20 protein-coding genes and 1 riboswitch are annotated in these 25,944 nt (G+C 71.7%); of the genes, 14 read left to right on the top strand and 6 right to left on the bottom strand.

The window, feature by feature from the left end; all coding sequences use genetic code 11:
• Positions 1 to 6 precede the first annotated feature (6 nt).
• The 11 genes from ACFV9W_RS32225 to ACFV9W_RS32175 all read left to right on the top strand — a co-directional run bounded on the left by ACFV9W_RS32225 (position 7) and on the right by ACFV9W_RS32175 (position 13,840).
• Positions 7 to 1,101 (top strand): polyprenyl synthetase family protein, encoded by a 1,095-nt coding sequence (locus ACFV9W_RS32225; protein WP_385768154.1) that lies wholly within the window; start codon positions 7 to 9, stop codon positions 1,099 to 1,101.
• Between the two features lie 100 nt (positions 1,102 to 1,201).
• Positions 1,202 to 3,208, top strand: coding sequence for a squalene--hopene cyclase (gene shc / locus ACFV9W_RS32220; RefSeq protein WP_385768151.1), 2,007 nt, complete (start codon positions 1,202 to 1,204; stop codon positions 3,206 to 3,208).
• The gene (locus ACFV9W_RS32215) at positions 3,208 to 3,864 is read left to right on the top strand and encodes a 1-hydroxy-2-methyl-2-butenyl 4-diphosphate reductase (protein WP_385768148.1); all 657 of its coding nucleotides are present in this window, start codon (positions 3,208 to 3,210) and stop codon (positions 3,862 to 3,864) included. Before shc ends, ACFV9W_RS32215 begins: the two co-directional genes overlap by 1 nt.
• 6 nt (positions 3,865 to 3,870) lie before the next feature.
• The gene (hpnH, locus tag ACFV9W_RS32210) at positions 3,871 to 4,893 is read left to right on the top strand and encodes an adenosyl-hopene transferase HpnH (RefSeq protein WP_385768145.1); all 1,023 of its coding nucleotides are present in this window, start codon (positions 3,871 to 3,873) and stop codon (positions 4,891 to 4,893) included.
• 7 nt (positions 4,894 to 4,900) lie between these two features.
• Positions 4,901 to 6,064, top strand: coding sequence for a flavodoxin-dependent (E)-4-hydroxy-3-methylbut-2-enyl-diphosphate synthase (gene ispG, locus ACFV9W_RS32205; RefSeq protein WP_385768141.1), 1,164 nt, complete (start codon positions 4,901 to 4,903; stop codon positions 6,062 to 6,064).
• A gap of 37 nt (positions 6,065 to 6,101) precedes the next feature.
• Entirely contained in the window at positions 6,102 to 8,060 is a 1,959-nt protein-coding gene (gene dxs / locus ACFV9W_RS32200) for a 1-deoxy-D-xylulose-5-phosphate synthase (RefSeq protein WP_385768138.1), read from the top strand.
• The gene (locus ACFV9W_RS32195; protein WP_385768135.1) at positions 8,057 to 9,442 is read left to right on the top strand and encodes an aspartate aminotransferase family protein; all 1,386 of its coding nucleotides are present in this window, start codon (positions 8,057 to 8,059) and stop codon (positions 9,440 to 9,442) included. Before dxs ends, ACFV9W_RS32195 begins: the two co-directional genes overlap by 4 nt.
• 82 nt (positions 9,443 to 9,524) lie before the next feature.
• Complete coding sequence (locus tag ACFV9W_RS32190) at positions 9,525 to 10,178, top strand: helix-turn-helix domain-containing protein (protein ID WP_385768132.1); 654 nt, start codon at positions 9,525 to 9,527, stop codon at positions 10,176 to 10,178.
• On the top strand, positions 10,171 to 10,350 hold the full coding sequence (locus tag ACFV9W_RS32185) for a DUF6126 family protein (protein WP_385768129.1): 180 nt from the start codon (positions 10,171 to 10,173) through the stop codon (positions 10,348 to 10,350). The genes ACFV9W_RS32190 and ACFV9W_RS32185 overlap by 8 nt, the downstream gene beginning before the upstream one ends.
• Before the next feature lie 143 nt (positions 10,351 to 10,493).
• Positions 10,494 to 11,324 carry an ABC transporter ATP-binding protein gene (locus tag ACFV9W_RS32180; RefSeq protein WP_385768125.1) on the top strand — a complete coding sequence of 277 codons (831 nt, stop codon included), beginning with the start codon at positions 10,494 to 10,496 and terminating at the stop codon, positions 11,322 to 11,324.
• Positions 11,321 to 13,840, top strand: coding sequence for an FtsX-like permease family protein (locus tag ACFV9W_RS32175; RefSeq protein ID WP_385768122.1), 2,520 nt, complete (start codon positions 11,321 to 11,323; stop codon positions 13,838 to 13,840). Before ACFV9W_RS32180 ends, ACFV9W_RS32175 begins: the two co-directional genes overlap by 4 nt.
• Positions 13,841 to 13,907: 67 nt before the next feature.
• Here the strand turns inward: ACFV9W_RS32175 and ACFV9W_RS32170 are convergent, their stop codons facing one another.
• Positions 13,908 to 14,705: a tyrosine-protein phosphatase gene (locus tag ACFV9W_RS32170; RefSeq protein ID WP_385768119.1), complete on the bottom strand. Its 798-nt coding sequence runs from the start codon at positions 14,703 to 14,705 to the stop codon at positions 13,908 to 13,910.
• A 383-nt stretch (positions 14,706 to 15,088) separates the two neighbouring features.
• Positions 15,089 to 15,261, top strand: a riboswitch (cyclic di-AMP (ydaO/yuaA leader).
• Between the two features lie 3 nt (positions 15,262 to 15,264).
• Here ACFV9W_RS32170 and ACFV9W_RS32165 point away from each other — a divergent pair.
• Together ACFV9W_RS32165 and ACFV9W_RS32160 are read left to right on the top strand one after the other, a co-directional pair.
• Positions 15,265 to 16,041 carry a M23 family metallopeptidase gene (locus tag ACFV9W_RS32165; RefSeq protein WP_385768116.1) on the top strand — a complete coding sequence of 259 codons (777 nt, stop codon included), beginning with the start codon at positions 15,265 to 15,267 and terminating at the stop codon, positions 16,039 to 16,041.
• A gap of 222 nt (positions 16,042 to 16,263) precedes the next feature.
• The gene (locus tag ACFV9W_RS32160; RefSeq protein WP_385768217.1) at positions 16,264 to 17,046 is read left to right on the top strand and encodes an SGNH/GDSL hydrolase family protein; all 783 of its coding nucleotides are present in this window, start codon (positions 16,264 to 16,266) and stop codon (positions 17,044 to 17,046) included.
• A gap of 42 nt (positions 17,047 to 17,088) precedes the next feature.
• Here ACFV9W_RS32160 and ACFV9W_RS32155 read toward each other — a convergent pair whose 3' ends face one another.
• Positions 17,089 to 17,727, bottom strand: a complete 639-nt coding sequence (locus ACFV9W_RS32155; protein ID WP_385768113.1) for a TetR/AcrR family transcriptional regulator — start codon at positions 17,725 to 17,727, stop codon at positions 17,089 to 17,091.
• Between the two features lie 205 nt (positions 17,728 to 17,932).
• Here ACFV9W_RS32155 and ACFV9W_RS32150 point away from each other — a divergent pair, with 205 nt between their 5' ends.
• A complete protein-coding gene (locus ACFV9W_RS32150) occupies positions 17,933 to 19,495 on the top strand; it encodes an APC family permease (RefSeq protein WP_385768110.1) in 1,563 nt (520 codons plus the stop codon).
• Between the two features lie 60 nt (positions 19,496 to 19,555).
• Here the strand turns inward: ACFV9W_RS32150 and ACFV9W_RS32145 are convergent, their stop codons facing one another.
• The 4 genes from ACFV9W_RS32145 to ACFV9W_RS32130 are packed head-to-tail and all read right to left on the bottom strand — an operon-like array spanning position 19,556 to position 25,744.
• Positions 19,556 to 21,676: an acetate--CoA ligase family protein gene (locus tag ACFV9W_RS32145; protein ID WP_385768107.1), complete on the bottom strand. Its 2,121-nt coding sequence runs from the start codon at positions 21,674 to 21,676 to the stop codon at positions 19,556 to 19,558.
• Positions 21,673 to 22,899, bottom strand: a complete 1,227-nt coding sequence (locus ACFV9W_RS32140; protein WP_385768103.1) for a Glu/Leu/Phe/Val dehydrogenase dimerization domain-containing protein — start codon at positions 22,897 to 22,899, stop codon at positions 21,673 to 21,675. The genes ACFV9W_RS32145 and ACFV9W_RS32140 overlap by 4 nt, the downstream gene beginning before the upstream one ends.
• A complete protein-coding gene (locus tag ACFV9W_RS32135) occupies positions 22,896 to 24,590 on the bottom strand; it encodes a thiamine pyrophosphate-dependent enzyme (protein ID WP_385768100.1) in 1,695 nt (564 codons plus the stop codon). The genes ACFV9W_RS32140 and ACFV9W_RS32135 overlap by 4 nt, the downstream gene beginning before the upstream one ends.
• Positions 24,587 to 25,744: an acyl-CoA dehydrogenase family protein gene (locus ACFV9W_RS32130; RefSeq protein WP_385768097.1), complete on the bottom strand. Its 1,158-nt coding sequence runs from the start codon at positions 25,742 to 25,744 to the stop codon at positions 24,587 to 24,589. Before ACFV9W_RS32130 ends, ACFV9W_RS32135 begins: the two co-directional genes overlap by 4 nt.
• Positions 25,745 to 25,944: the final 200 nt, after the last annotated feature.

Below are 25,944 nucleotides of genomic sequence, written 5' to 3'. Positions count from 1 at the left end.
GAGACTGTGCCACCTGTGCCCTCGGCCCCAGAGGCTGCCGACGCGGTGGACGTGACCGCGCTTTTGGAGCGCGGCCGAACCCTGGCCACCCCCGTGCTCAAGGCGGCGGTGGACCGCCTGGCACCCCCGATGGACACCGTCGCCGCCTACCACTTCGGCTGGATCGACGCCGAGGGCAACCCGGCCGACGGTGACGGCGGCAAGGCCGTGCGCCCCGCCCTGGCCGTACTGTCCGCGCAGGCCGCGGGCGCGGACCCCGAGGTCGGCGTGCCGGGCGCCGTCGCGGTCGAGCTCGTCCACAACTTCTCGCTGCTGCACGACGACCTGATGGACGGCGACGAGCAGCGCCGGCACCGCGACACGGTGTGGAAGGTGCACGGACCCGCCCAGGCGATCCTCGTCGGCGACGCCCTCTTCGCGCTCGCCAACGAGATCATCCTGGAGCTGGAGACCGTCGACGCGGGCCGCGCCACGCGCCGCCTCACCACCGCGAGCCGCGCCCTCATCGACGGCCAGGCGCAGGACATCGGCTTCGAGCACCGCGAGCGCGTCAGCGTCGTGGAGTGCCTGGAGATGGAGGGCAACAAGACGGGCGCCCTGCTCGCCTGCGCCTCCTCCATCGGCGCGGTCCTCGGCGGCGCCGACGACGCGACCGCCGACGCCCTGGAGAAGTACGGCTACCACCTGGGCCTCGCCTTCCAGGCCGTCGACGACCTGCTCGGCATCTGGGGCGACCCCGAGTCGACCGGCAAGCAGACCTGGAGCGACCTGCGCCAGCGCAAGAAGTCCCTCCCGGTCGTCGCCGCGCTCGGCGCCGGAGGACCGGCCTCCGAGCGGCTCGGCGAACTGCTCGCCGCGGACGCCAAGATTGATTTTGACGAGCGGACTCCGTCCGCGGGCGACTCCGACCCCTTCACCGAGGCGGACTTCGCCGCCCGCGCCGCCCTCATCGAGGAGGCCGGCGGGCGCGAGTGGACCGCCGAGGAAGCGCGGCGCCAGTACGACGTCGCCCTCGAAGCCCTGGACTCCGTCCAGATGCCAGCCTCGGTGCGCGCCCAGTTCGTGGCGCTCGCCGACTTCGTCGTCGTCCGAAAGAGATGATCACTATCGGCCGTATATGACTCGCGTCGCCGGCCGGTGCCTCGCCAGGGCATCGGCCGACGGTTACCCAGCATCAGAACCACTGCATGAAGGGATAGCCATGACAGCGACGACCGACGGAAGCTCCGGAGCCACTGCCCCGCAGCCGACCTCGGCCACCACTGCCCAACCGACCGACACGACCCCCGGGACGGCCGGGACCGAAGCCGCCGCCGGACGAGCCATACAGCGCGCCACGGACTTCCTGCTCGCGCGGCAGGACGACCGGGGCTGGTGGAAGGGCGACCTCGACACCAACGTGACGATGGACGCCGAAGACCTGCTGCTGCGCCAGTTCCTCGGCATCAGGGACCGGGCCACCACCGAAGCCGCCGCGCTGTTCATCCGCGGCGAGCAGCGCGAGGACGGCACCTGGGCCACCTTCCACGGCGGCCCCGGCGAACTGTCCACCACCATCGAGGCCTACGTCGCGCTGCGCCTGGCCGGTGACGCCCCGGACGACGCGCACATGGCCAGGGCCTCCGCGTGGATCCGCGAGCGCGGCGGCATCGCCGAGAGCCGCGTGTTCACCCGCATCTGGCTGGCCCTGTTCGGCTGGTGGAAGTGGGACGACCTCCCCGAACTCCCGCCGGAGCTCATCTACTTCCCCAAGTGGATGCCGCTCAACATCTACGACTTCGGCTGCTGGGCCCGACAGACCATCGTGCCGCTCACCGTGGTGTCCGCGAAGCGACCGGTGCGGCCCGCGCCGTTCCCGCTGGACGAGCTGCACACCGACCCGAGCGATCCGAACCCCGCCAAGCCCCTTGCCCCGGCGGCGAGTTGGGACGGCGCGTTCCAGCGCCTCGACAAGATCATGCACGGCTACCGCAAGGTGGCTCTGCGGAGTCTGCGCAAGGCCGCGATGAACTCCGCGGCCCGCTGGATCGTCGAGCGCCAGGAGAACGACGGCTGCTGGGGCGGCATCCAGCCACCCGCCGTCTACTCCGTCATCGCGCTCCATCTGCTCGGCTACGACCTCGAACACCCGGTCCTCAAGGCCGGGTTGGCGTCCCTGGACCGGTTCGCCGTGTGGCGCGAGGACGGCGCCCGGATGATCGAGGCCTGCCAGTCGCCGGTGTGGGACACGTGCCTGGCGACCATCGCGCTCGCCGACGCGGGTCTGCCCGCCGACCACCCGGCGCTCGTCAGGGCCGCCGAATGGATGATCGCCGAGCAGATCGACAGGCCGGGCGACTGGTCCGTGCGCAAGCCCCAACTGGAGCCGGGCGGCTGGGCGTTCGAGTTCGACAACGACAACTACCCCGACATCGACGACACCGCCGAGGTCGTGCTCGCGCTGCGCCGGGTGGACCACCCCGACAAGGCGCGCGTCGAGCGGGCCATCGAGCGCGGTGTGCGCTGGAACCTCGGGATGCAGTCAAAGAACGGCGCGTGGGGCGCCTTCGACGTCGACAACACCAGCCCGTTCCCCAACCGGCTGCCGTTCTGCGACTTCGGCGAGGTCATCGACCCGCCGTCCGCGGACGTCACCGGGCACGTCGTCGAGATGCTCGCCGTCGAGGGCCACACCCGCGACCCGCGCACCCGGCGCGGCATCGAGTGGCTGCTCGCCGAACAGGAGGTGAACGGAGCCTGGTTCGGCCGCTGGGGCGTCAACTACGTCTACGGAACCGGCTCTGTGGTGCCCGCCCTGACCGCCGCGGGCCTGCCCGCCTCGCACCCCGCGATCAGACGGGCCGTCACCTGGCTGGAGTCCGTGCAGAACGAGGACGGCGGCTGGGGCGAGGACCTGCGCTCGTACCGCTACGAGGACTGGAAAGGGCACGGCGCCTCGACCGCCTCGCAAACCGGCTGGGCGCTGCTCGCGCTGCTCGCGGCCGGAGAGCGGGACTCGAAGGCCGTCGAACGCGGCGTCACCTATCTCGCCGAGACCCAGACCGAGGACGGCACCTGGGACGAGCCGTACTTCACCGGCACCGGCTTCCCCTGGGACTTCTCGATCAACTACCACCTGTACCGGCAGGTGTTCCCGCTGACCGCGCTCGGCCGGTACGTCAACGGCGAGCCGTTCAGCGACAAGGGCGCCGCCACCAAGGGGAGCTGATGACCGCATCGCCGGTGGCCCGCCCACCGGAGACCGCGCCGCTGCTGATCGCCTGCGCGCTCGGCATCGAGCACTTCGCGCTGCGCAGCGGCAGCCGGGCCGGGGCCGCGAGCCCTGTGACCGTGCTGCGTACGGGCATGGGGCCCACGGCCGCCGAGCGCGCCGTGACCGAGGCCCTGGGCGAGCCCGTGCTGCGCGACGCCGCCGTGCTGGCCACCGGGTTCTGCGCCGGGCTCGCGCCCGGCATGCACCCCGGCGACCTGGTCGTCGCCGAGGAGACCCGCGACACGCACGGCGCCACGCCGTGCGCGGGCACGGACCTCCTCGTCAAGGAGCTGGTGCGGGCCGTGCCCGGCAGGACCGTGCACACCGGCCCGCTGACCGGCTCGGACCATGTGGTGCGCGGTCACGAGCGCGCCGATCTGCTCGCGACCGGCGCGATCGCCGTCGACATGGAGTCGGCCGCGACCCTGCGGGCGGCCGGGGGCGCCGGGAGGCGTCCGGTTGCCGCCGTCCGGGTGGTCGTGGACGCTCCAGAACATGAACTCGTCAGGATCGGCACGGTTCGCGGTGGACTATCGGCTTTCCGTGTCCTTCGTGCCGTCCTGCCCGCTTTTTTTGAATGGCACCGTTCTTTGCCGCTCCCTCGGAGGTGAGCCCAGATGGCCATGCCGCTTCGTCAATCCATCAAGGTCGCGACCTATCTCGCTGAACAGAAGATCCGCCGGCGGGACAAGTTTCCGCTCATCGTCGAATTGGAGCCGCTCTTCGCCTGCAACCTGAAGTGCGAGGGCTGCGGAAAGATCCAGCACCCGGCCGGGGTGCTCAAGCAGCGCATGCCGGTCGCCCAGGCCGTCGGCGCCGTCCTCGAATCGGGCGCCCCGATGGTGTCCATCGCGGGCGGCGAACCACTGATGCACCCTCAGATCGATGAGATCGTGCGGCAGTTGGTGGCCAAGAAGAAGTACGTCTTCCTGTGCACCAACGCGATGCTGCTGCGCAAGAAGATGGACAAGTTCACGCCCTCGCCGTACTTCGCCTTCACGGTGCACATCGACGGCATGCGCGAGCGGCACGACGAGTCCGTCGCCAAGGAAGGTGTCTTCGACGAGGCGGTCGAGGCGATCAAGGAGGCCAAGCGGCGCGGCTTCCGGGTCACCACGAACTCGACCTTCTTCAACACCGACACCCCGCAGAACATCATCGAGGTGCTCAACTACCTCAACGACGACCTCCAGGTCGACGAGATGATGATCTCGCCCGCGTACGCCTACGAGAAGGCGCCCGACCAGGACCACTTCCTGGGTGTCACGCAGACCCGTGAGCTGTTCAAGAAGGCGTTCACGGGTGGCAACAGGCGGCGCTGGCGGCTCAACCACTCGCCGCTGTTCCTCGACTTCCTCGAGGGCAAGGTCGACTTCCCGTGCACCGCGTGGGCCATCCCCAACTACTCGCTGTTCGGCTGGCAGAAGCCCTGCTACCTGATGGCGGACGGGTACGTGCCCACGTACAAGGAGCTCATCGAGAAGACCGACTGGGACGCGTACGGCCGCGGCAAGGACCCGCGCTGCGACAACTGCATGGCGCACTGCGGCTACGAGCCGACCGCCGTGCTCGCCACGATGGGATCGCTGAAGGAGTCCATTCGCGCCATGTCCGAGACCGTCGCCGGGAACCGTGGGTGAGCGGGTCATGAACGGAGAGCCTGTCTCACTGGGCCTCCCCGAGGTACCGGTCCGACCCATCGCTGAACGGCGAGTCAGCCGTCAGATCCAGGTCGGACCGGTGGCCGTGGGAGGCGGGGCGCCCGTGTCCGTGCAGTCGATGACCACGACCCGCACGTCCGACATCGGCGCGACGCTCCAGCAGATCGCCGAACTGACCGCCTCCGGCTGCCAGATCGTGCGCGTGGCCTGCCCGACGCAGGACGACGCGGACGCGCTCGCGACCATCGCGCGCAAGTCGCAGATCCCCGTGATCGCGGACATCCACTTCCAGCCGAAGTACGTGTTCGCGGCCATCGACGCGGGGTGTGCGGCGGTGCGTGTGAACCCGGGAAACATCAAGCAGTTCGACGACAAGGTGAAACAGATCGCGCGGGCCGCGTCCGACGCCGGCACGCCGATCCGGATCGGTGTCAACGCCGGATCGCTGGACAAGCGGCTGCTCCAGAAGTACGGGAAGGCGACCCCGGAGGCCCTCGTCGAGTCGGCGCTGTGGGAGGCCTCGCTCTTCGAGGAGCACGGCTTCCGGGACATCAAGATCTCGGTGAAGCACAACGACCCGGTGGTGATGGTCAACGCGTACCGGCAGCTCGCCGCCGCCTGCGACTATCCGCTGCATCTTGGTGTCACCGAGGCGGGTCCCGCCTTCCAGGGCACCATCAAGTCCGCCGTGGCCTTCGGGGCGCTGCTGAGCGAGGGCATCGGTGACACCATCCGGGTCTCGCTGTCCGCGCCGCCCGCCGAGGAGTGCAAGGTCGGCATCCAGATCCTGGAGTCGCTGGGCCTGCGGCAGCGCCGCCTGGAGATCGTGTCGTGCCCGTCCTGCGGGCGGGCGCAGGTGGACGTCTACAAGCTCGCCGACGAGGTGACCGCGGGCCTCGACGGCATGGAGGTGCCGCTGCGGGTCGCCGTCATGGGGTGCGTGGTCAACGGCCCCGGCGAGGCGCGCGAGGCGGACCTGGGGGTCGCGTCCGGCAACGGCAAGGGCCAGATCTTCGTCAAGGGCGAGGTCATCAAGACCGTCCCCGAGTCGAAGATCGTCGAGACGCTGATCGACGAGGCGATGAAGATCGCCGAACAGATGGAGAAGGACGGCGCAGCGTCGGGAGCACCCGACGTCACCGTGAGCTGATTTCTTACGTACGTACGGACGGGAAGGGGGCTCGAGCGTGACGATTCTGGAAAGCATCCGGGGGCCGCGCGACCTGAAGGCACTGAGCGAGGAGGAACTCGACGAACTGGCCACGGAGGTCAGGGAGTTCCTCATTCACGCGGTCGCGAGGACGGGGGGACACCTCGGACCGAACCTGGGCGTGGTGGAACTGTCCATCGCGCTGCACCGGGTCTTCGAATCACCGGTGGACCGCCTCGTATGGGACACCGGGCACCAGAGCTATGTGCACAAACTCCTGACGGGCCGCCAGGACTTCTCCAAGCTGCGCGGCAAGGGCGGCCTGTCCGGCTACCCCTCGCGCGAGGAGTCCGAGCACGACATCGTGGAGAACTCGCACGCCTCCACCGCGCTCGGCTGGGCCGACGGCCTCGCCAAGGCACGCCAGGTGCAGGGCGAGCGCGGCCACACCGTCGCCGTCATCGGCGACGGCGCGCTGACCGGCGGCATGGCCTGGGAGGCGCTGAACAACATCGCGGCCGCCAAGGACCGGCCGCTGATCATCGTCGTCAACGACAACGAACGCTCGTACGCGCCCACGATCGGCGGCCTCGCCAACCATCTGGCGACGCTCCGGACGACCGACGGCTACGAGAAGGTGCTGGCCTGGGGCAAGGACGTCCTGCTCAGGACTCCCGTCGTCGGGCACACCGTCTACGAGTCGCTGCACGGCGCGAAGAAGGGCTTCAAGGACGCGTTCGCGCCGCAGGGCATGTTCGAGGACCTGGGCCTGAAGTACGTGGGCCCCATCGACGGCCACGACGTGGGTGCGATGGAATCCGCGCTGCGACGCGCAAAACGCTTCCACGGACCGGTACTTGTGCACTGCCTGACCGAGAAGGGCCGCGGCTACGAGCCCGCGCTCGCCGACGAGGCCGACCGCTTCCACACCGTCGGCGTCATGGACCCGCTCACCTGCGAGCCGCTCGCGCCGTCCAACGGTCCTTCCTGGACCTCGGTGTTCGGCGACGAGATCGCGGCCATCGGGCGCGAGCGCGAGGACGTCGTCGCGATCACCGCGGCGATGCTGCACCCGGTGGGCCTCACCAAGTTCGCGGAGGAGTTCCCGGAGCGGGTGTGGGACGTCGGGATCGCGGAACAGCACGCCGCGGTGTCGGCGGCCGGGCTCGCAACCGGCGGACTGCATCCGGTGGTTGCCGTGTACGCGACCTTCCTGAACCGGGCCTTCGACCAACTGCTGATGGACGTCGCGCTGCACAAATGCGGGGTCACCTTCGTACTCGACCGGGCCGGCGTCACCGGCGCCGACGGGGCCTCCCACAACGGCATGTGGGACATGTCCGTGCTCCAGGTCGTGCCCGGTCTGCGGATCGCCGCGCCGCGCGATGCCGACCAGCTCCGCGCCCAGCTGCGCGAGGCGGTCGCCGTCGACGATGCGCCGACCATGCTGCGGTTCCCCAAGGAATCCGTGGGCGCGCCGATCGCGGCGGTCGACCGGATCGGCGGCATGGACGTACTGCACCGGACCGAGGGCGCGCGGGTGCTCCTTGTCTCGGTCGGCGTCATGGCGCCGGTGTGCCTCCAGGCCGCCGGGCTCCTGAAGGAACGCGGCATCAACTGCACGGTCGTGGACCCCCGTTGGGTCAAACCCGTCGACCCCGACCTCGCGCCGCTGGCCGCCGCGCACGAACTGGTCGCCGTCGTCGAGGACAACAGCAAGGCGGCGGGCGTCGGCTCGGCGGTCGCGCTCGCCCTCGGCGAGGCCGAAGTCGACGTCCCCGTAAGGCGGTTCGGCATCCCCGAGCAGTTCCTGGCGCACGCCAAGCGGGGCGAGGTGCTGGCCGACATCGGCCTGACACCGGTGGAGATCGCGGGCCGGATCGCGACGAGCCTGAGCCCGGCAGGGGGCACCCCGAATCCGGCCGGGGGCGGGGGCACCACGAATCCGGCCGCGGACACCGTGAACCAGCCCGCGGACAAGGAGATCAACGCATGAGCAAGGAGTTCGACCTCGGCACGCTGCTCGCCGAGCGCGGCGCCGAACGGTACGAGCTGCACACCAAGTACCTCAACCACCAGCTGCCGAAGATGCTGCACACCATCGGCTTCGACAAGGTCTACGAGCGGGCCGAGGGCGCGCACTTCTGGGACGCCGACGGCAACGACTACCTGGACATGCTCGCCGGATTCGGCGTCATGGGCCTCGGCCGGCACCACCCCGTCGTACGCAAGGCGCTGCACGACGTCCTCGACGCCTCGCTCGCCGACCTGACCCGCTTCGACTGCCAGCCGCTGCCGGGGCTGCTCGCCGAGAAGCTGGTGGCGCACAGCCCGCACCTGGACCGGGTGTTCTTCGGCAACAGCGGTACGGAGGCGGTCGAGACGGCGCTGAAGTTCGCGCGGTACGCCACCGGCAAGCCGCGCGTCCTGTACTGCGCGCACGCCTTCCACGGACTGACGACCGGCTCGCTGTCGGTGAACGGGGAGGACGGCTTCCGCGACGGCTTCGCCCCGCTGTTGCCCGACACTCCGGTCCCGCTCGGCGATCTCGACGCGCTGGCAAGGGAGTTGAAGAAGGGCGACGTCGCCGGGCTGATCGTCGAACCGATCCAGGGCAAGGGCGTGTACACGGCGCCGCCCGGCTATCTGCGGGGCGCGCAGGAGCTGCTGCGCAAGCACAAGGCGCTGCTGATCGCCGACGAGGTGCAGACGGGCCTCGGAAGGACGGGTGACTTCTACGCCTACCAGCACGAGGAGGGCGTCGAGCCGGACCTGGTGTGCGTCGCGAAGGCGCTGTCGGGAGGGTACGTACCGGTCGGCGCGACGCTCGGCAAGGACTGGATCTTCAAGAAGGTCTACTCGTCCATGGACCGGGTCCTCGTCCACTCGGCGAGCTTCGGCTCCAACGCGCAGGCGATGGCGGCGGGCCTCGCGGTCCTGTCGGTCATGGAGGACGAGCAGACGGTCGCCAACGCGCGCGTCATGGGGGAGCTGCTGAAGGCGCGGCTCACCGAACTTGTCGACCGCTACGAGCTGTTGAGCGACGTACGCGGTCGTGGCCTGATGATCGGTATCGAGTTCGGACGGCCCAAGTCCCTGAAACTGCGCAGCCGTTGGACGATGCTGCAGGCCGCGCGCAAGGGCCTGTTCGCGCAGATGGTCGTGGTGCCGCTGCTCCAGAAGCACCGGATCCTGACCCAGGTCTCCGGCGACCACCTCGAAGTCATCAAGCTGATCCCGCCGCTGGTCGTGAACGAGGACGACGTCGAGCGGTTCGTCGCGGCGTTCACGGAGGTCATGGACGACGCGCACAGTGGGGGCGGGCTGATGTGGGACTTCAGTAAGACGCTGATCAAGCAGGCGGTGGCGAACCGCTGAGCGCTCGGCCGGCTGGTTGTGGGCTTTTGCCTCTGAGGCAAGAAAGTTGCCGCTGAGGCAAGGTTCTGGCTGAATCGAGAGCATGAGCCCTGCCCTCTCGCCGGACGAGGCGGACGGTGCGGAGGTTCCGGAATCCCCGGAACTTCCCGCCGTCGCGCCCCAGCTCCGCGAACTGCGCCGCCGCGCCGCCCTCACCCTGGAGACGGCCGCCGGATCCGCCGGCCTGTCCCCGGCGCACCTGTCCCGCCTGGAGACCGGACAGCGTCAGCCTTCGCTCCCGATGCTGCTCTCACTGGCCCGTATCTACGGTACGACGGTATCCGAACTCCTCGGCGAGACCCCCGCCGACCGGGACGCGGTCGTACGCGGCGGCACGATGGAGGCCACCGAGGCCGGCGGCTGGACGTACCGGCAGGCCGGATCCCCGGGGCGCGGCATGCAGGCCTTGCAGGTCCACGCGCCGTACGGGTCCCAGGGCGATGTCGTGCGCGTGCACCCCGGGGAGGAGTGGCTGTACGTCCTGTCGGGGCGGCTGCGCCTGCGCCTCGGGGACACCTCCTACCGGCTCGACCCGGGGGACAGCTCCCACTTCGACTCGCTCACACCGCACCGGATCGCCGCCGTCGACCCGGGCGGCGTCGACTTCCTGTTCGTCCACACCCTGCTGCAGAGCCCGACGGCCGCGCTGTGCCTCGGCCCGTCGTCGGGACCGGTAAAGGAGACCCGCCATGGCTGACACGGCCGACACGACCGAGCCCACCCCCGCCGCCGCCCCTGCCCCGGCCCGCCGCCAGATCGAGGACAAGCTGCCGCGCGGCATCCTGATCCGGGTCCTGGTGTACGTCTTCGCGGGGCATGCGCTGGCGGCGTTCATCTATCTGCTGTTCACGCTGGGCGGGAATCAGTGAGGGAGTCGCTGGTGGCGGGGGCGGACCCCCTACTGCGGTAGCACCTGCATCTTGGCTCCTGGGTATGACGCCAGGCGCCCGTTCGTCCTCGCACACTCCTCTCCGTCAGAACGCGGATGAGTCGGAGAGGGCGGGACAGGGCCATGGGGCTACGCAGGAACAAGCGGCGGACGGTGGCGGACGGCCGGCCGGAGGCGGCGGCCGGGACGCCGGGGCTCGCTGTCGAACTGCGCGGTGTGCGGCGGCAGTACGGGCGCGGGGCCGGGGCGGTGCACGCCCTCGCGGGTGTCGATCTCGCGCTGCCGCGCGGCACGTTCACGGCCGTCATGGGGCCGTCCGGGTCCGGCAAGTCCACCTTCCTGCAGTGTGCCGCCGGGCTCGACCGGCCGACGGAGGGATCCGTGCGCCTGGGTGGCACGGAGATCACGGGAATGAGCGAGAACCGGCTCACCGAGCTGCGCCGCAGCCGTCTCGGCTTCGTCTTCCAGGCGTTCAACCTGCTGCCGTCGTTGACCGTGGAGCAGAACGTGCTGCTGCCGTTGCGTCTCGCGGGGCAGCGTCAGGACCGCCGTCGCGCGGCCGCGGTGCTCGCGCAGGTCGGGCTCGCCGACAAGGCGCGGCGCCGGCCCGGTGAGCTCTCCGGTGGCCAGCAGCAGCGCGTGGCGGTCGCCCGCGCCCTGGTGACGAGCCCCGACGTGGTGTTCGCCGACGAGCCGACCGGCGCCCTCGACACCGGCACCGCCGCCGAGGTCCTCGGCCTGCTCCGGCACGCGGTCGACACCCTCGGGGCCACGGTGGTCATGGTCACCCACGACCCGGCCGCGGCCGCCTGGGCCGACCGTGTGCTGTTCCTCGCCGACGGCGCCTTCGCCGACAGCCTGGAGCGCGGTTCGGCGGAGCGGATAGCGGCGCGGATGGCGTCCCTCGCCTCCCGCACCTCCCGCCCGGGCGCGATGGCGGGGGCGGCGGCATGAGGCGCCTCGCCCCGAATGGTCTCGCGCGGGCGGCCGTCCGCTTCAAACCCGCCTCGTTCGCGGGGACGTTCGTCGCGCTGCTGATGTCCGCGCTGATCGTCGCGGCCTGCGGCAGCCTGCTGGAGACGGGGGTACGTGCCTCGGTTCCGGCCGAGCGGTACGCGAAGGCGCCGGTCGTGGCGGCGGCCGACCAGTCCGCCCGTGTCGTCGCCGACACCGTCGACGGCCCCGAGGAGACGGCCTACCCGCTGCCGGACACCGCGCGCGTGGACGCGGCGCTCGCAGCGAAGGCCGCCCGCGCACCGGGCGCCGAGGCGGCGGTGCCGGACTTCACCTTCCCGGTGCGGCAGGGCAGCGGCGCGCTCACCGGCCACGGCTGGGGCTCGCACGCCTTCACCGGCACCACGCTGTCCGGAGGAGCCGGGCCGCGCGCGGGCGAGGTGGTGCTCGACGCCGCGGCGGCCCGCACCGCGAAGGCCCACGTCGGCGACACGGTCGCGCTCGAAACGGCCGCCGGGCGGGGGCAGTTCCGGGTGTCCGGTCTGGCCGAGGCCGGGGCGGGCGACACCGCGGGTGCGGCGGGCGCGGCGTCCGGCGGCGGGGCCACGGCCTGGTTCGCGGACACCGAGGTCCCGGCGCTGTCCGGGCACCCCGGCAAGGCCGACGCCGTCGCCGTCCTGGCCAAGGACGGAGCGGACACCGGAGCCCTCGCCGTCGCCGTCGACAAGGCCCTGGCCGGGTCGGGCGCGCAGGTGCTCACCGGCGACGACCGCGGCGAGGTCGAGGACCACGGCCTGGCCTACGCCAAGGAGATGCTCACCGCGCTCGGCGGTTCCTTCGGCGGGATCGCCACGCTGGTCGCCGTGTTCACCGCGGCGGGCACGGTCGCCCTCTCGGTCGGCCAGCGCACGCGGGAGTTCGCGCTGCTGCGAGCCGTGGGCGCCACCCCGCGGCAGATCCGCCGGGCGGTCGCCGCCGAGGCGCTGCTCGTCGCGCCGCTCGCCGGGGTCCTCGGGTGCCTGCCGGGCATCGGGCTCGCCCACTGGTGGTTCGGGCAGTTGCAGGACCGTGGGGCCGTCCCGCAGGCGGTCGAGCTGCACGTGTCGTGGATCCCGCTGGCCGCCGCCGTCGGAACGGGGCTGCTCACGGCTCTCGGTGCGGGCTGGATTGCCGGGCGCAGGCCCGCGAGGATCAAGCCGGGGCAGGCGCTGGCAGAGGCCTCCGTCGAGCGGCTGCGCCCGGGCGCCATCCGTACCGTGCTCGGCCTCGCGGCCCTCGGTGGCGGCTCGGCGCTCGCGGGCGTCGCGGCCACGACCGGCGGTGCCGACGCGGCCAACGCCTCCCTCGGCGTCGTGATGCTCTTCATGCTCGCCGTGGCCCTGCTCGGCCCGCTGGTGGCCCGGCTGTGCGCGGCGATCTTCGGCCTGCTGCTGCGCGGCGGTGGCGCCTCGGCCTCGCTGGCGGCGGCCAACTCCCGTACGAACTCACGCCGGTTGGCCTCCGCGATCACGCCGATCGTGCTGGCGATGGCCTTCGCCTCGACGCTGGTGTTCATGCACACGAGCGAGAGCAGGGTCTCCGCGGACCAGCTGCGCGCGGGCCTCACGGCGGACCACGTCGTCACCAACCCGGCGGGCCTGCCCGCGGGCGCCGCCGACCGGGCCGCCCGTGCACCTGGCGTCGACGCGGCGGTGAGCCTGCTCCACACGCAGGTGCTCGTCCCGGTCGACTCGGGCGGCGAGACCTCGCTGCAGGCGACCGCGACGCAGGGCATCTCCGGCTCCGGCGCCGAGCTCGCCAAGGTGCAGGACCTGGATGTGCGCGGCGGCAGCCTGGACCGGGTGGGCTCGGGCCGCATCGCCATCGACCGGACCCTCGCCACGGCGGCGAAGGTGAAGGTCGGCGACAGGCTGCCGCTCCACCTCCCCGACGGCACGAAGGCCCGCCCTGAGGTTGCCGCGGTCTACGGCCGGGGCCTTGGCCTGCCGGCGGTGACCATGGACCGCGCGTCCCTCGCCGGACACGTCACGTCGGGCTTCGACGGCACGCTGCTCGTGCGCGGCGGCGACGCCGGGCCGCTCACCGCGCTCGGCCAGGTCACCGACACCTCGGGTTACGCCGTCGCGCGGAGCGTGGACGACGAACTGGGCGCCTGGTCCAACTACATGATGGCCGCGGTCCTGGGCGGCTTCGCCGCCGTCGCGGCGGTCAACACGCTGGTGATGACGGTCCTGGACCGCCGTCGCGAACTGACCGTGCTCCGCCTCGTCGGGTCCACGCGCCGCCAGGTGCTGCGGATGCTGCGCTGGGAGAGCCTGCTGGTGTCGGCGGCGGGGGTGGCGCTGGGCACCACCATCGCGATGATCACGCTGACCCCGATGATGCGCGGCTTGACGGGGGAGTCCCCGTACATACCGCCGCTGCTGTACGGCATGTTCGCCGGGGGCGCGGTGTGCCTCGGCCTGCTCGCCGTGACCCTCCCCGCCCGCGCGGCGCTCCGCGAGGGGGAGGGGTGAGGTCGGACACCCGGCACCGAGTGGCCCCGGCATGGTGTGACCTCCGGCACCGTACGGTGTCCGGCGGTCAGTCGAGCAGACGCTCGCGCAGCCGCTCGCGCGTGGCCGCGGTGACCTTCAGACCCTCTTCGAGGTAGCGGTCCGTGCTGCCCCACTCCTCGTCGATGGTCTCGAGGCCGGCGTTGAGGTACTCGATGCGGGCGTCGAAGAGCGGGCTGAGCAGCTCCATGACCTCGGGGGAGTAGGCGTCCTTCGCGGTGGCGGTGCGGCGGACGTTGTAGCGGCGGTGCTTCTCGTTCGACTTGAGGTAGTCCGCCTCGATGGCGTCGCGCTCCACGCCCACCGCGAGCAACGTCACCGCGATCGACAGGCCCGCGCGGTCCTTGCCGGCCGCGCAGTGCATCAGCGCGGGGAGGCTGTCCTCGGCGAGGGAGTGCAGCACGCGGCTGTGCTCGGCGGTGCGCTCCTTGATCATCGTGCGGTAGGACTCGACGAGGCGGTTCGCCGCGCGGCCCCCGGAGAGGATCTGGCGCAGCTGCTCGATGTCGCCGTCGCGGACCATGGCCCAGAATTCGGCGCCGTCGGCCGGATCGTTGAGCGGCAGGTTGAGATTGCGCACACCGGGCAGCTCGACGTCGGCGCCCTCCAGCTTCTGGTCCGCGGAGTTACGGAAGTCGAAGACCGTGTGCAGGTTGAGGGAGGAGAGGAAGGCCGAGTCCTCGGCGGTGGCGTGGGCGAGGTGACCGCTGCGGAACAGCACGCCCGGGCGCACGCGCCGGCCGTCCACGGTGGGCAGGCCGCCGACGTCTCGGAAGTTGCGCACTCCGGTCAGCTCGGGCTCGGTGGACGGTGCGTGCTGCGTCACAGGGGCTCCTCCCAATCGGTGCACCGGCGTTGGGTCGCCGGCGGGCGCGCTCCTGACGATACGACATCGGTTCCACAGGCAACCATCTGTCCGATTCGCACCGTTCTGTGTCAACTGTGCATGAATCGGAGGGGCTTGTGGGCCTGTGCGTGACCGGCCTCATGTTCGTGACGCTGTGTGGTGGGCGGCCCTGATTGCCTCCCCAGTAATCCCCGAAGGTATGGCGTTGGTAAAGCGGGGAATGTCGACGCAGGGTTACACGGGGGAGCCTCGGAAACCCAAGGAATTGCCGCCTCAAGTGAATTCGGCAGTTGTCGCCGCCATTGCGGTTCGCCTACGGTCACCAATCAATCCGGTCGGAACGCCTAGTCCTGCCGCCGCCCGGATTCCTTTCGACTACCCGTCACGGCAGGAGCGGGGGACCCACACGCAAGATGCCGCGTAGGGGGATTTCCCGAAGCGGCTAGGGGTGAAGCCGTGCCCGTACTCCGGGCGCGGCCGGGCATCTCCAGCCCGAACCCGACAGCTCACCTCGTAGGCGACGGAGAGGAAATTCAGCATGCCCGCAAAGGGAAAGCACCGCCTTTCGACCTCCCGCCGCATCGCCCGTGTCGCCGCCGTCGCCTCCGCCGGTGGAGTCGCCGTGGCGCTGCCGCTGATGGGCGCCACCGGCGCGCAGGCCGCGTCGTCCGGCGGTGCCGCCGACGCCACGACGTACACCGTCAAGGCCGGTGACACGCTCTCGAAGATCGCCAAGGCGCAGGACGTCGACGGCGGCTGGAAGAAGCTGTACGCGGACAACAAGGACGCCGTCGGCTCCAACGCCGACCACCTCAAGATCGGCGTGAAGCTCAACCTCGGCGGCGCCGCCGAGGGCGGCTCCGCGGACGAGGCCGCCGCCACGCAGACGAGCGCCAAGACCACCGCCTCCGGCGACTACGTGGCTCCGGTCGACGGTGCCAAGGGCACGGGCTACGGCAACTCCGGCTCCATGTGGTCCAGCGGCAGCCACACCGGCGCCGACTACTCGATCTCGACCGGCACCTCCGTGAAGTCGATCGCCGACGGCACCGTCGTGTCGACCGGCTCGGGCGGCTCGTACGGCAACGAGGTCGTCATCGAGCACGCCGACGGCCACTTCTCCCAGTACGGCCACCTGTCCTCGATCGGCGTCGCCCAGGGCGACACCGTGACGGCCGGCCAGGAGATCGCCAAGTCCGGCGCGACGGGCAACGTCACCGGACCGCACCTGCACTTCGAGATCCGCACCACCGCGGACTACGGCTCGGACATCGACCCGATCGCCTACCTGAGCGAGCACGGCGTCGACGCCTGAGACCTCTCGTAGCGGACGCGACGACCCGCTCTCTTCGGCGCCCGGGGTGGTTCCCCGGGCGCCGAAGTGCGTTCGTGCGCTTATTCCCCAGGTGGCGAGTGGGCTATCTCACCACGCGTCAACCCCTACCTACGATGGCGTAGGTCACTTTTCGCGAGCAAAAATACGTGAGTGGCACACGAATCGAGAGCACTCACGGACTCACTCAACCTCAACGGCACGATCCGGTCCTTCGCGGCCGTGGGCGACAGCTTCACCGAAGGCGTCGGCGACCCCGGACCCGACGGAAAGTTCGCGGGCTGGGCCGACCGGCTCGCCGTCCTCCTGGACGACCGCGTCCCCGAGGACACCTTCAAGTACGCGAACCTGGCGGTGCGCGGCAAGCTCCTCGACCAGATCGTCGCGGACCAGGTCCCCAAGGCGGTCGAGCTGGCCCCCGACCTGGTGACGCTGGTCGCCGGCGGCAACGACATCATCCGCCCGGGCACCGACCCCGACGACGTGGCCGAACGCTTCGAGAAGGCCGTCGCCCGGCTCGCCGACGCGGCCGGCACCGTCATGGTGGCCACGGGCTTCGACACCCGTGACGTGGCCGTGCTCAAGCACCTGCGCGGCAAGATCGCCACGTACAACATGCATGTGCGGGCGATCGCCGACCGCCACGGCTGCCTGATGCTCGACCTGTGGTCCCTGAAGTCCATCCAGGACCGCAGGGCCTGGGACGGCGACCGCCTCCACCTGTCGCCCGAGGGGCACACCCGCGTGGCGCTGCGCGCCGCCCAGGCGCTCGGCGTCGAGGTCCCCGCCGACCCCGAGCAGGCGTGGCCGCTGCTGCCGCCGCGCGGCACGTTCGAGGTGCGGCGCGACGACATCCACTGGGCGCGGGAGTTCCTGGTGCCGTGGATCGGGCGCCGGCTGCGCGGCGAGTCCTCCGGCGACCGGGTGCAGGCCAAGGGCTTCATCGACCCGCACGCGGTGAAGGCACACCTGGAGGCGGCATCCTGACGCCTGCCCCCGTGGCGGTACGGCGGCGCTGACGGGATTCCGTCAGCGCCCCACCGCCGTCAACTCCGCGCGCTCGAGCCCCAGTTCGCGGGCGAGCGCCTCGTCCACCCACTCCAGCATGCGGGCCCGCGACACCGCGGCGGGCCTGGCGCGCCCGCCGTCGTACGAAGTCAGCTGCACGGCGAGCCCGTCGAGCAGCGCCGTGATCCGCAGCGCCGCCCCCATCGGGTCAGAGCAGGTGAACTCGCCCGCCGCCACGCCCTCGGCGACCACCTCCGCGAGCGCCGCCTTCCACTGCCGGTCGAGGTCCCGCGTGACCTCCCGCAGTGCGGGCTCGCGCAGCGCCGCGGCCCAGCCCTCGATCCACAGCCGCCACCCCTTGGCCTGCCCCGTCGGCGCGTACCAGCGCACCGCGGCGCGCAGCCGCTTCAGGGCCGTCGTGCGGCGGCCGAGCAGCTTGCGCAGATGCGCCAGGTCGCTCTCGGCGGCGTGCGCGAACGCGGCCGCGACGAGCTTCTCCTTCGTCGAGAAGTGGTACAGCACCAGCGCGTTGCTCACGCCGAGCGCCGATGCCACGTCGGCGATGCGCACGGCGGCGACCCCGCGCGCCTCGATCTGCTCGATGGCGGCCGTCAGCAGCTCTTCGCGCCGCTCGGCCACGCTCAACCGGACTCTGGTCACGTCGCAAGCCTAGTTGTTTTTGTGTGCGGACTTGTTGCGTGCAGGACTCTTGACGCCCCGACGTCGTACAGGTCACAGTCACGTCACGTTCCACTACTGACTGTCTGTTCAGTCAATAAGTCGCTTGGACGGGGGTAGGCGCGGCCCCAGCAGGATCCCAAGAGCTGTCCGTGCCGCCCTCGTTCTGTTCTCGCCAGGAGCAATCGTGACCCAAGCGCCAACCCTCTCGCCGACCCCGCCCGCCGGGGACGAGCCCGACCTCTCCGAAGGCTGGGGCGAGCAGCGCTCACGGCTGCGCAAGGATCTGCGCCGGCTGGACGTGCTGTTCTTCCTCATCTGCACGCTCGTCGGCCTGGACACCATCGGTTCCGTCGCGGCCCAGGGCCCGCAGGGCCTGACCTGGATGGTCATCCTCGCCGTCGTCTTCTTCCTCCCCTACGGCCTGCTCGTGGCCGAACTCGGCTCGGCCTTCCCCGTGCAGGGCGGCCCGTACGTATGGACCCGCCTGGCCTTCGGCCGGCTCGTCGCGGGCGTCAACCAGCTCCTGTACTGGATATCCAATCCCGTCTGGGTCGGCGGCAGCCTCTGCATCATCGCGCTGACCACCTGGGAGGAGTTCTTCACGCCGCTGCCGGGCGTGTGGAAGTACGTCGCCGGGTTCGTGTTCATCTGGGGCGGCGCGCTCGCCGTCGTGCAGTCCGTGCGCATCGGCAAGTGGGTGCCCATCGCGGGCGCCGTCGCACGCGTCGTACTGCTCGGCTTCTTCCTCGTGTCCGTCGTCGTCTACGCCGCCGAACATGGCGTGCACGCCCTACCGGCGGGCGAGTTCACGCCTACGTATGCGGGCTTCGTGGCGCTCGTCCCGGTGCTCATCTTCAACTACGTGGGCTTCGAACTGCCCAGCTCCGCCGCCGAGGAGATGAAGAACCCGCGCCGCGACATCCCCCTGTCGATCCTGCGCTCCGGGCTCGCCGCCGTGCTCCTCTACGGAGGCCCCATCCTCGGCATCCTGTTCGTGCTGCCCAGCGAGGACATCGGCAGCCTCGGCGGCTTCATCGACGCCTGCAAGGCCGTCTTCACCGTCTACGGCGGCTCCATCGCGGCCGACGGCACGGTGACGCTGACCGGTATGGGCGCGGTGTTCGGCGGCGTCGCCGCGGCCGGCCTCATCGTCGGCCTGCTCACCTCCGGCGTCACCTGGGCGATGGGCGCCCACCGCGCGCAGGCGGTGGCGTGTGCGGACGGCGCGGGCCCGGCCTGGCTGGGCCGCATCTCCGAGAAGCACGGCACCCCGGTGCGGGTCAACATCCTGTCCGCCGTGCTCGGTTCGATCCTCTTCGTCGTCGCCCTCAACCTCACCGGCGGCGACGGCGAGAAATACTTCGCCGCGGGCCTCGGCCTGACCATCAGCACGACGTTCATCTCCTACGTCATCACCTTCCCGAGCCTCGCGGTGCTGCGCCGCAAGTACCCCGACCAGGAGCGGCCCTACGCCGTGCCCGGCGGCCGGCTGGGCGCCTGGATCGTGACCGCGCTCTCCACCGGCTTCGTGGCCTTCACCGTGATCGTCCTCGTCTGGCCCGGCTTCGGGGTGGGCTGGTTCGGCACGGCCGGCAACGCGGCGGACTCCCTGCCCGAATCCTTCGCGGACCAGCGCCTGCCGTACACGCTCAGCCAGGTGCTGCCGCTGCTGCTGTTCGTCGTGATCGGATTGGTGTTCTACGCGTGCGGGGCACCCGCGCGGCGGCGGGCGCGTGCCAACGAGTGACCGTGACGGAACAGCCCGAAGGGGCTCCCACCTGCGAGGTGGGAGCCCCTTCGGGCTGTGTCAGTGCCCGAGGACCGCGTGCGCGTCCAGCGCGATCGCCCCACCGGGATGCACAAGGAGCGGATTGACCTCCAGGTCCGTCAGTTCCGGGTGGTCCGCCGCGGCCTGCGCCACCGCGCACACCGCCGCGACCGCCGCCTCCAGGTGGACGGCGGGCGCGCCCCGCCAGCCGGTCAGCAGTGGCGCGTGCCGCAGTTCGAGGAGCAGGGCACGCGCGCGTGCCGGGGTGAGCGGGGCCAGGGCCAGCGCCGTGTCGGCGTGCAGCTCGGCGGTGACACCCCCTGCGCCGACCATGACGACCGGGCCGAACGACGGGTCCCTGCGCACGCCCACGATGAGTTCGCGCGCGTACGGAGGCGTCGCCATCGCCTCGACCGCGTACCGGTCCGCGCCCGTGGCCTCCCGCATCCGCGCGAACGCGGTCCGCAGGGCGACCGCGTCGGCGATGTGCAGCGCGACGCCCCCGGCCTCGGTCTTGTGGGCGAGCCCCATCGCCTTGAGCACCAGGGGGTAGCCCGTGCGGTAGGCGGCCTCCACCGCCGCGTCCGCGTCCGTCACGAACTCGGCCGTGGGGAACGCGACTCCGTAGGAGGCGAGCAGCTCGCGCACCCGCTCGTAGCCGCCGTCCTCGACCTCGTACGCCGCCGGGGGAGCGGTCCGCTCCTGCGGCAGGCGCGGCGTGGCGGAGGCCAGGTGCACGGCGCCCGCGAGCGCCGTCGCGGCCTGTTCGACTCGTTCGTGCACCGGGACGCCGCGTTCCTTGAGGACGGCGAGGGCCGCCGTGTCGCGGGCCATCGTGTGCACGAGCAGGGCTCGCCCGGCGGTGCGGGCGGCGTCGGCGAGGGCGTGCGCGATCTCGCACTCGCGTTCCTCCTGGGCCGGGTTCGCGCTCGCGTAGTCGCCGAAGTAGCCGGTGAGCACGACCGTGTCCGCGTCGCCGCTGTCCAGCAGGGTGGCCGCCACGCGCGCGTAGGTGGCCATGTCCCGTTCGCCCGCCCCGGCCAGGTCGACCGGGTTGGCGCGCCCCGCGCCCGGCGGCAGGTGCGCGCCGAGCGCTTCGACGGTGGCGGGGGAGAGCGCGGGCACGTCGAAGCCGCACGCGGCGAACGAGTCGGCGGCCAGTGCGCCCTGTCCGCCGCTGTCCCCGATCACGGCGATCCGGTGCGGTGGGGGCGGGGCGGCGCCGGCTGGGGCTGGGGTGGGAGCAGGGGGCGTTTCGTGGCGTGGGGGATGGGGGCGGGAACGTACGAGAGAAGGGGTGGGGGACATCAAGTGGAGGGCCGTGTCGACGAGTTCGCCCGCCGAGTCGAGGAGGAGGGCGCCGGCGTCGCGGCAGACCGCGGCGACCGTGGCGTGCGGGCTCACCAGGGCGCCGGTGTGGGAGGCGGCCGCGCGGCCCGATGCCGCGCTGCGGCCCACAGTGAGCAGCAGGACCGGCTTTCCGGCCGCGTGGGCGGCCGCGAGGACGTCCGCGAGGCGGCGGCCGTCCCGGAAGTCCTCCACGTACGCCGCGATCGCTCTCGTGGGCTCGTGGGCGATCAGGGACTCCAGGGCGTCGGCGGCGTCGATGTCGCGCTGGTTGCCGAGCGAGACGAAGCGCGAGAAGCCCGCGCCCGCGCGCTGCAGGTGGCGGCCGATCTCCAGGGCCAGGTTGCCGCTCTGCGAGACCAGGCCGAGACCGCCGGTCGGGAAGTCGCCCCAACTGAGCCGGAGTTGACTCGTCGTGTCGACGATGCCCATGCAGTTCGGGCCCAGCAGGCGGGCGCCGCGCGCGGTCACCAGGTCCGCGAGGGTGTTCTCCTCCGTGGTGCCGGAAGTGATCACCGTGAAGCAGCGGGCGCCCGCGTCCAGGCCCTCCTGGACCACCGGGCGCACCTGCTGGGGCGGGACGGCGACCACCACGTGCTCGGGCGGCGCGTCCAGGGCGGACAGCGCGGGACGGAACGGTTCGCCCTGAAGGTGGCCGCCCCGGTGGTTGACCAGGTGGACCGCGCGGCGGGCGCGGCCGGTGAGGGCGCCCGCCGCGAGCCAGTAGCCCCACTTCTCCGGGTTGTCGGACGCGCCGACGACCGCGACCGAGGCCGGGTCGTACAGCGCGTCCAGGCTCGTTGTCGTCGTCACCTGTACCACCCGAACCTCTCCGCGAGGATCGGCAGGCGGTCGGCGACGATGGCGTGCGCCGCGGCCCTGGGGGTCGTGCCGTCGCCCTCCGCGCGCGCGAGCATCTGGTCGATCAGGGAGCGCATGGAGCGCCGCGTGTAGGCGAAGGCCTCGTCCGCGTCCGCGCCGATGTCGCCGAACAGGGTCCACCACCACCAGGCGTTCGTACCGGAGTTGACGACCACGTCCGGCAGGACCGTGATGCCGCGCCCGGTCAGCAGCTCCTCGGCCTCCGCGAGCACCGGCATGTTCGCCGCCTCGACGACCCAGCGGGCCGTGATCCGCTCCTGGTTCGCCGCGTCGATCGCGTACGAGACCGCGGCAGGGACCAGCACGTCCGCGTCCGCCGACAGCCAGGCGTCGCCCGGCAGTTCACGGTCCCCGGCGCGCAGCCGCTCGCGGTCCACCGTGCCGTAGGCGTCGCGCGCCGCGAGCAGCGCCTCCACGTCGAGACCGGCGTCGTTGGCGATGGTCCCCTTCAGGTCGGCGACCGCCACGATCGTGAGCCCCGCGCGCGCGAGGAAGCGCGCGGTGGCGCCGCCCATGGTGCCGAGCCCCTGGAGGGACACACGGGTGCCCTCGTAGGAGCGGCCGGCCCGGTCGAGCGCGACCAGCACCGCCTCGGCGACGCCGCAGCCGCCCACCAGCTCGTCCAGGCCGATGCCGTCGACGTCCACCGCGAAGGCGTCCGCGAGCCGCTGACGGGCCGTCTCCTCGTCGTCCAGAAGCGGGTACACGGCCTGGATCGACGACACGAGACCCGCCTCGGCCGCCGCCTTGTCGACCAGGTCCTGCGTGAGCCCGAGGTCCTCACCGGTCGTCCAGAAGGACTCGATGTAGGGGCGCATCGCCTGCAAGTAGCGCACCAGGACGCCGTACGCCTCCGGGTCCTGCGGGTCGCAGTCGATGCCGCCCTTGGCGCCGCCCAGCGGGATGTAGCGGCCCTGCGGGTTGTAGTGCAGCGCCTCCTTCATCGTCATGCCGCGCGCGAGTCCGGCGACCTCTTCCAGGGTGCAGCCGGCCCGCATCCGCAGGCCGCCGCTGGAGACGCCGCGCACCAGGCGGTCGATGACCAGGTAGCCGTGGCGGCCGGTGACGTGGTCGGTCCAGGTGAGCTGGGTGAGGGGCGCCGTGGGAGCCGTCGGGGGCGTGGCGGTAGTGGCGGGCGTGGGGGCGGTGGTCATGCGGACTCCTCAGGGACGACGATCAGGGTGGGGGCGGGCGTGGTCAGGGCGGTGGTCAGCAGCCTGGCGAGCTCCTCGGGGGAGTGGGCGGTCGCGCCGTGGCCCCCGTAGGCGCGCGCGAGGGCGGGCAGGTCCACGCGCGCGTGGTCGACCGCGAGCGGCGCGTCGCCGCGGGCCTTCATCTCGTCGCGGATCTCGCCGTAGCCGGAGTTGTCGAACACCACGACGGCCAGCGGCTGTTGGAGGCTCGCGGCCGTGGCCAGCTCCTGGATCGAGAACTGCAGGCCGCCGTCGCCGCTGAGCGCCACCACCTGGCGGTCCGGACAGGCGGCCTTCGCGCCGATCGCGGCGGGCAGCGCGTAGCCGAGCGTGCCGAAGCCGGTGGGGTGCAGATAGCGGGCGTCCGGGCCCAGGGTGAGGTGCGGCAGCGCCCCGTAGTAGCAGCACTGGGCGCTGTCCGAGGTGACGACGGCATCCGGGTCGAGGACGCCGCCGATCGCCTCCAGGTAGGGCAGCCAGTGGGCGTCACGGGGGCGGGACTCGTCGTCGCGGGCCGCCTTGAGGGCGGCGGTTTCGGCGTGGGCGGGTATGGGGTCCGGGGTGGCGGGGACGGGGTCCGGGGGCGCGGCCGCGGTGTCGAGGGTGAGCGCGTCGAGGGCGAGCGCGTCGAGCGTGGCGGCCGCGTCGCCGACCAGCGGGACATCCGCCGGGACGCCCGCGTACATCTGCGCCGGATCGAGATCGATGCGGATCAACTGCCCCTGGAAAGGCAGTGGTTCGGCGGTCCAGATGTCGGACTCGGCCAGTTCCGTGCCGACCGCGAGGATCACGTCGCGGGTCGTGAGCCACTCCTGCACGGCCGGGCTGTGCAGGGACACGCCGAGGGAGAGCGGGTGCTCTTCGTCGACGATCGCCTTGCCGTTCGCCGTGGTGGCCACCGGGGCCGCCAACTGCTCGGCCAGGGCCAGGCATTGGGGCGCCGCGCCGCGGGCGCCGCCGCCGAGGATCAGGGCCGGGCGCTCCGCGCGGGCGAGGAGGGCGGCGGCCTGTGCGATGTGTGCGGCGTCGGGTACGCGCGGCGCGGCCGGGGGAGCGGTGCGGGCCGGACCCGCCGGCTCCGTCGCCTCCAGGAGGTCGAGCGGGATCTCGATGTGCGCGGGACGCGGCCGCTCCGAGCGGAACAGCGTGAACGCGCGCGCCACCGCCACCCCGATCTCCGCGACCGAGGAGACCCGGTGGCTGAAGGCGGCCACGTTGCGCAACGCCTCGCTCTGGCTGCGCATTTCGTGCAGCAGACCGGTCGACTGGCGCGGGTGGCGCAGCGGCATGCCCGGCGAGATCACCAGCAGCGGCACGCTGTCCGAGTACGCCTGCCCGACGGCCGCCGCGATGTTCAGGAGCGCGGGGCCCGTGGTCGTGATCGCCACGCCGGGCGTGCCGGTCACGCGCGCGTAGGCGTCTGCCGCGTATCCGGCTCCCTGTTCGTGGCGGGGTGCCACGTGCGCGACACCGTAGGCCGTCAAGTGGCGGTAGATCTCCAGGTTGTGGGTGCCCGGGATGCCGAAGGCCCGGGTGACGTCGTGGGCGGCCAGGGCGCGGACGAGGGCCTCGCCGCCGGTGAGGTGGGTGGGGTCCGCCGCGGGGGTGGGACTGTGACGGGCAATGACGGCAGGTGCGTGCTGGGACGTCACAGTGACCTCGCAATGATCAGGCGCATGATGTCGGAGGTGCCCTCTTCGATCTCCTCCAACTTGGCGTCGCGCATCCACTGTTCGACCGGGAACTCGCGCGAGTAGCCCCAGCCGCCCAGCGTCTGCACGGCGGCCCACGTGCAGTACGCGGCCGTCTCCGACGCGGTGAGCTTGGCCATGGCGGCCTCGGTGGTGGCGCTCAGGCCCGCGTCCAGGCGGCGGGCCGCGCGCCACGTCATCAGGCGCGACTGCTCGATGCGGGTACGCATGTCGGCGAGGCGGAACGCGACCGCCTGGTGCTCGATGATCGGCTTGCCGAACTGCTCGCGCGTACGCGCGTAGTCGCGTGCGTACTCGTAGGCGGCGCGGGCGACACCGGTGGCGGCGGCACCAAGGACGGCGCGCGAGATGTCGAAGGTGCGCATCAGGCCGACGAAGCCCTGCCCTTCGTCGCCGAGCCGGTTCTCCTCGGGGACGAACGCGTCGGAGAAGAAGATCTCCCGGCAGACGATGGCGCGTTGGCCCATCTTGCGCATCGGTTCGCCGAAGGTGACACCTTCGGTGTCCTTGTGCAGCAGGAAGGCGCTGACGCCGCGCGAGCGCTGGGTCGGGTCCGTCTTGGCGAACACTACGTAGCGGTCGGCCTCGCCCGCGTTCGAGATCCACGCCTTCTGGCCGTTGAGCAGGTAACCGCCCTCGGTGCGGCGGGCCGTGGTGCTGATCGACGCGGCGTCCGAACCCGCGCCCGGCTCGGTGGTCGCCAGCGACGTCATCGGGGTGTCGGGCCCTGCGAGCGGGGTGAGCCAGGTGCGCTGCTGCTCCTCGGTGCCGAGGGCGAGCACGGGGTCGGCGAAGAATCCGTTCGAGCAGAGCAGGTTGCCGATGCCCAGGTCGCCGACGCACAGCTCCTCCTGCACGAGGACCTGCGTGAACACATCGGTGAAGCCACCTCCGCCGAACTCCTCGGGGAGCATGAATCCGGTGATGCCGACCTTGGCCGCCTTGCGCCACAGGTCCCAGGGCGTCTCGATGTCCGCCTCGTCGACGGCACGCGCGCGTGGCCGGATCTCCTCGGCCGCGAAGGTCCGGGCGAGCTCGACGACGGCGTGTTGTTCGGGAGTGAGCGGGACCAGTTCGGTGGGGAGTTCCGACACGGTGCCTCCAGATGTTTTTACTGAATCGTCGGTCAGTATCCGGAGTCGTCGAGAGTGCTGTCAATCGAACTGTTACTGAATGATGGATCAGTTTCTGGGAGACGGTGGCGCGCGCCGCGATTCCGCGGCGGAGGGAGGCCGGTCACATGCGCGGGGATTCGGGCACACGGAGGACGCCCAGCGCGTTGTCAGTGGTGCCG

The organism is Streptomyces sp. NPDC059897, from assembly GCF_042730865.1.
Lineage (GTDB): Bacteria > Actinomycetota > Actinomycetes > Streptomycetales > Streptomycetaceae > Streptomyces.
This window is presented reverse-complemented; position numbering and strand designations above follow the sequence as displayed.

Bases quoted from the DNA above. Each gene is read 5' to 3' on its own strand.
- shc (WP_385768151.1), top strand. From the start codon at position 1,202: ATGACAGCGACGACCGACGGAAGCTCCGGAGCCACTGCCCCGCAGCCG.
- ACFV9W_RS32215 (WP_385768148.1), top strand. From the start codon at position 3,208: ATGACCGCATCGCCGGTGGCCCGCCCACCGGAGACCGCGCCGCTGCTG.
- hpnH (WP_385768145.1), top strand. From the start codon at position 3,871: ATGGCCATGCCGCTTCGTCAATCCATCAAGGTCGCGACCTATCTCGCT.
- ispG (WP_385768141.1), top strand. From the start codon at position 4,901: ATGAACGGAGAGCCTGTCTCACTGGGCCTCCCCGAGGTACCGGTCCGA.
- ACFV9W_RS32195 (WP_385768135.1), top strand. From the start codon at position 8,057: ATGAGCAAGGAGTTCGACCTCGGCACGCTGCTCGCCGAGCGCGGCGCC.
- ACFV9W_RS32190 (WP_385768132.1), top strand. From the start codon at position 9,525: ATGAGCCCTGCCCTCTCGCCGGACGAGGCGGACGGTGCGGAGGTTCCG.
- ACFV9W_RS32185 (WP_385768129.1), top strand. From the start codon at position 10,171: ATGGCTGACACGGCCGACACGACCGAGCCCACCCCCGCCGCCGCCCCT.
- ACFV9W_RS32180 (WP_385768125.1), top strand. From the start codon at position 10,494: ATGGGGCTACGCAGGAACAAGCGGCGGACGGTGGCGGACGGCCGGCCG.
- ACFV9W_RS32175 (WP_385768122.1), top strand. From the start codon at position 11,321: ATGAGGCGCCTCGCCCCGAATGGTCTCGCGCGGGCGGCCGTCCGCTTC.
- ACFV9W_RS32165 (WP_385768116.1), top strand. From the start codon at position 15,265: ATGCCCGCAAAGGGAAAGCACCGCCTTTCGACCTCCCGCCGCATCGCC.
- ACFV9W_RS32140 (WP_385768103.1), bottom strand. From the start codon at position 22,899: ATGACCACCGCCCCCACGCCCGCCACTACCGCCACGCCCCCGACGGCT.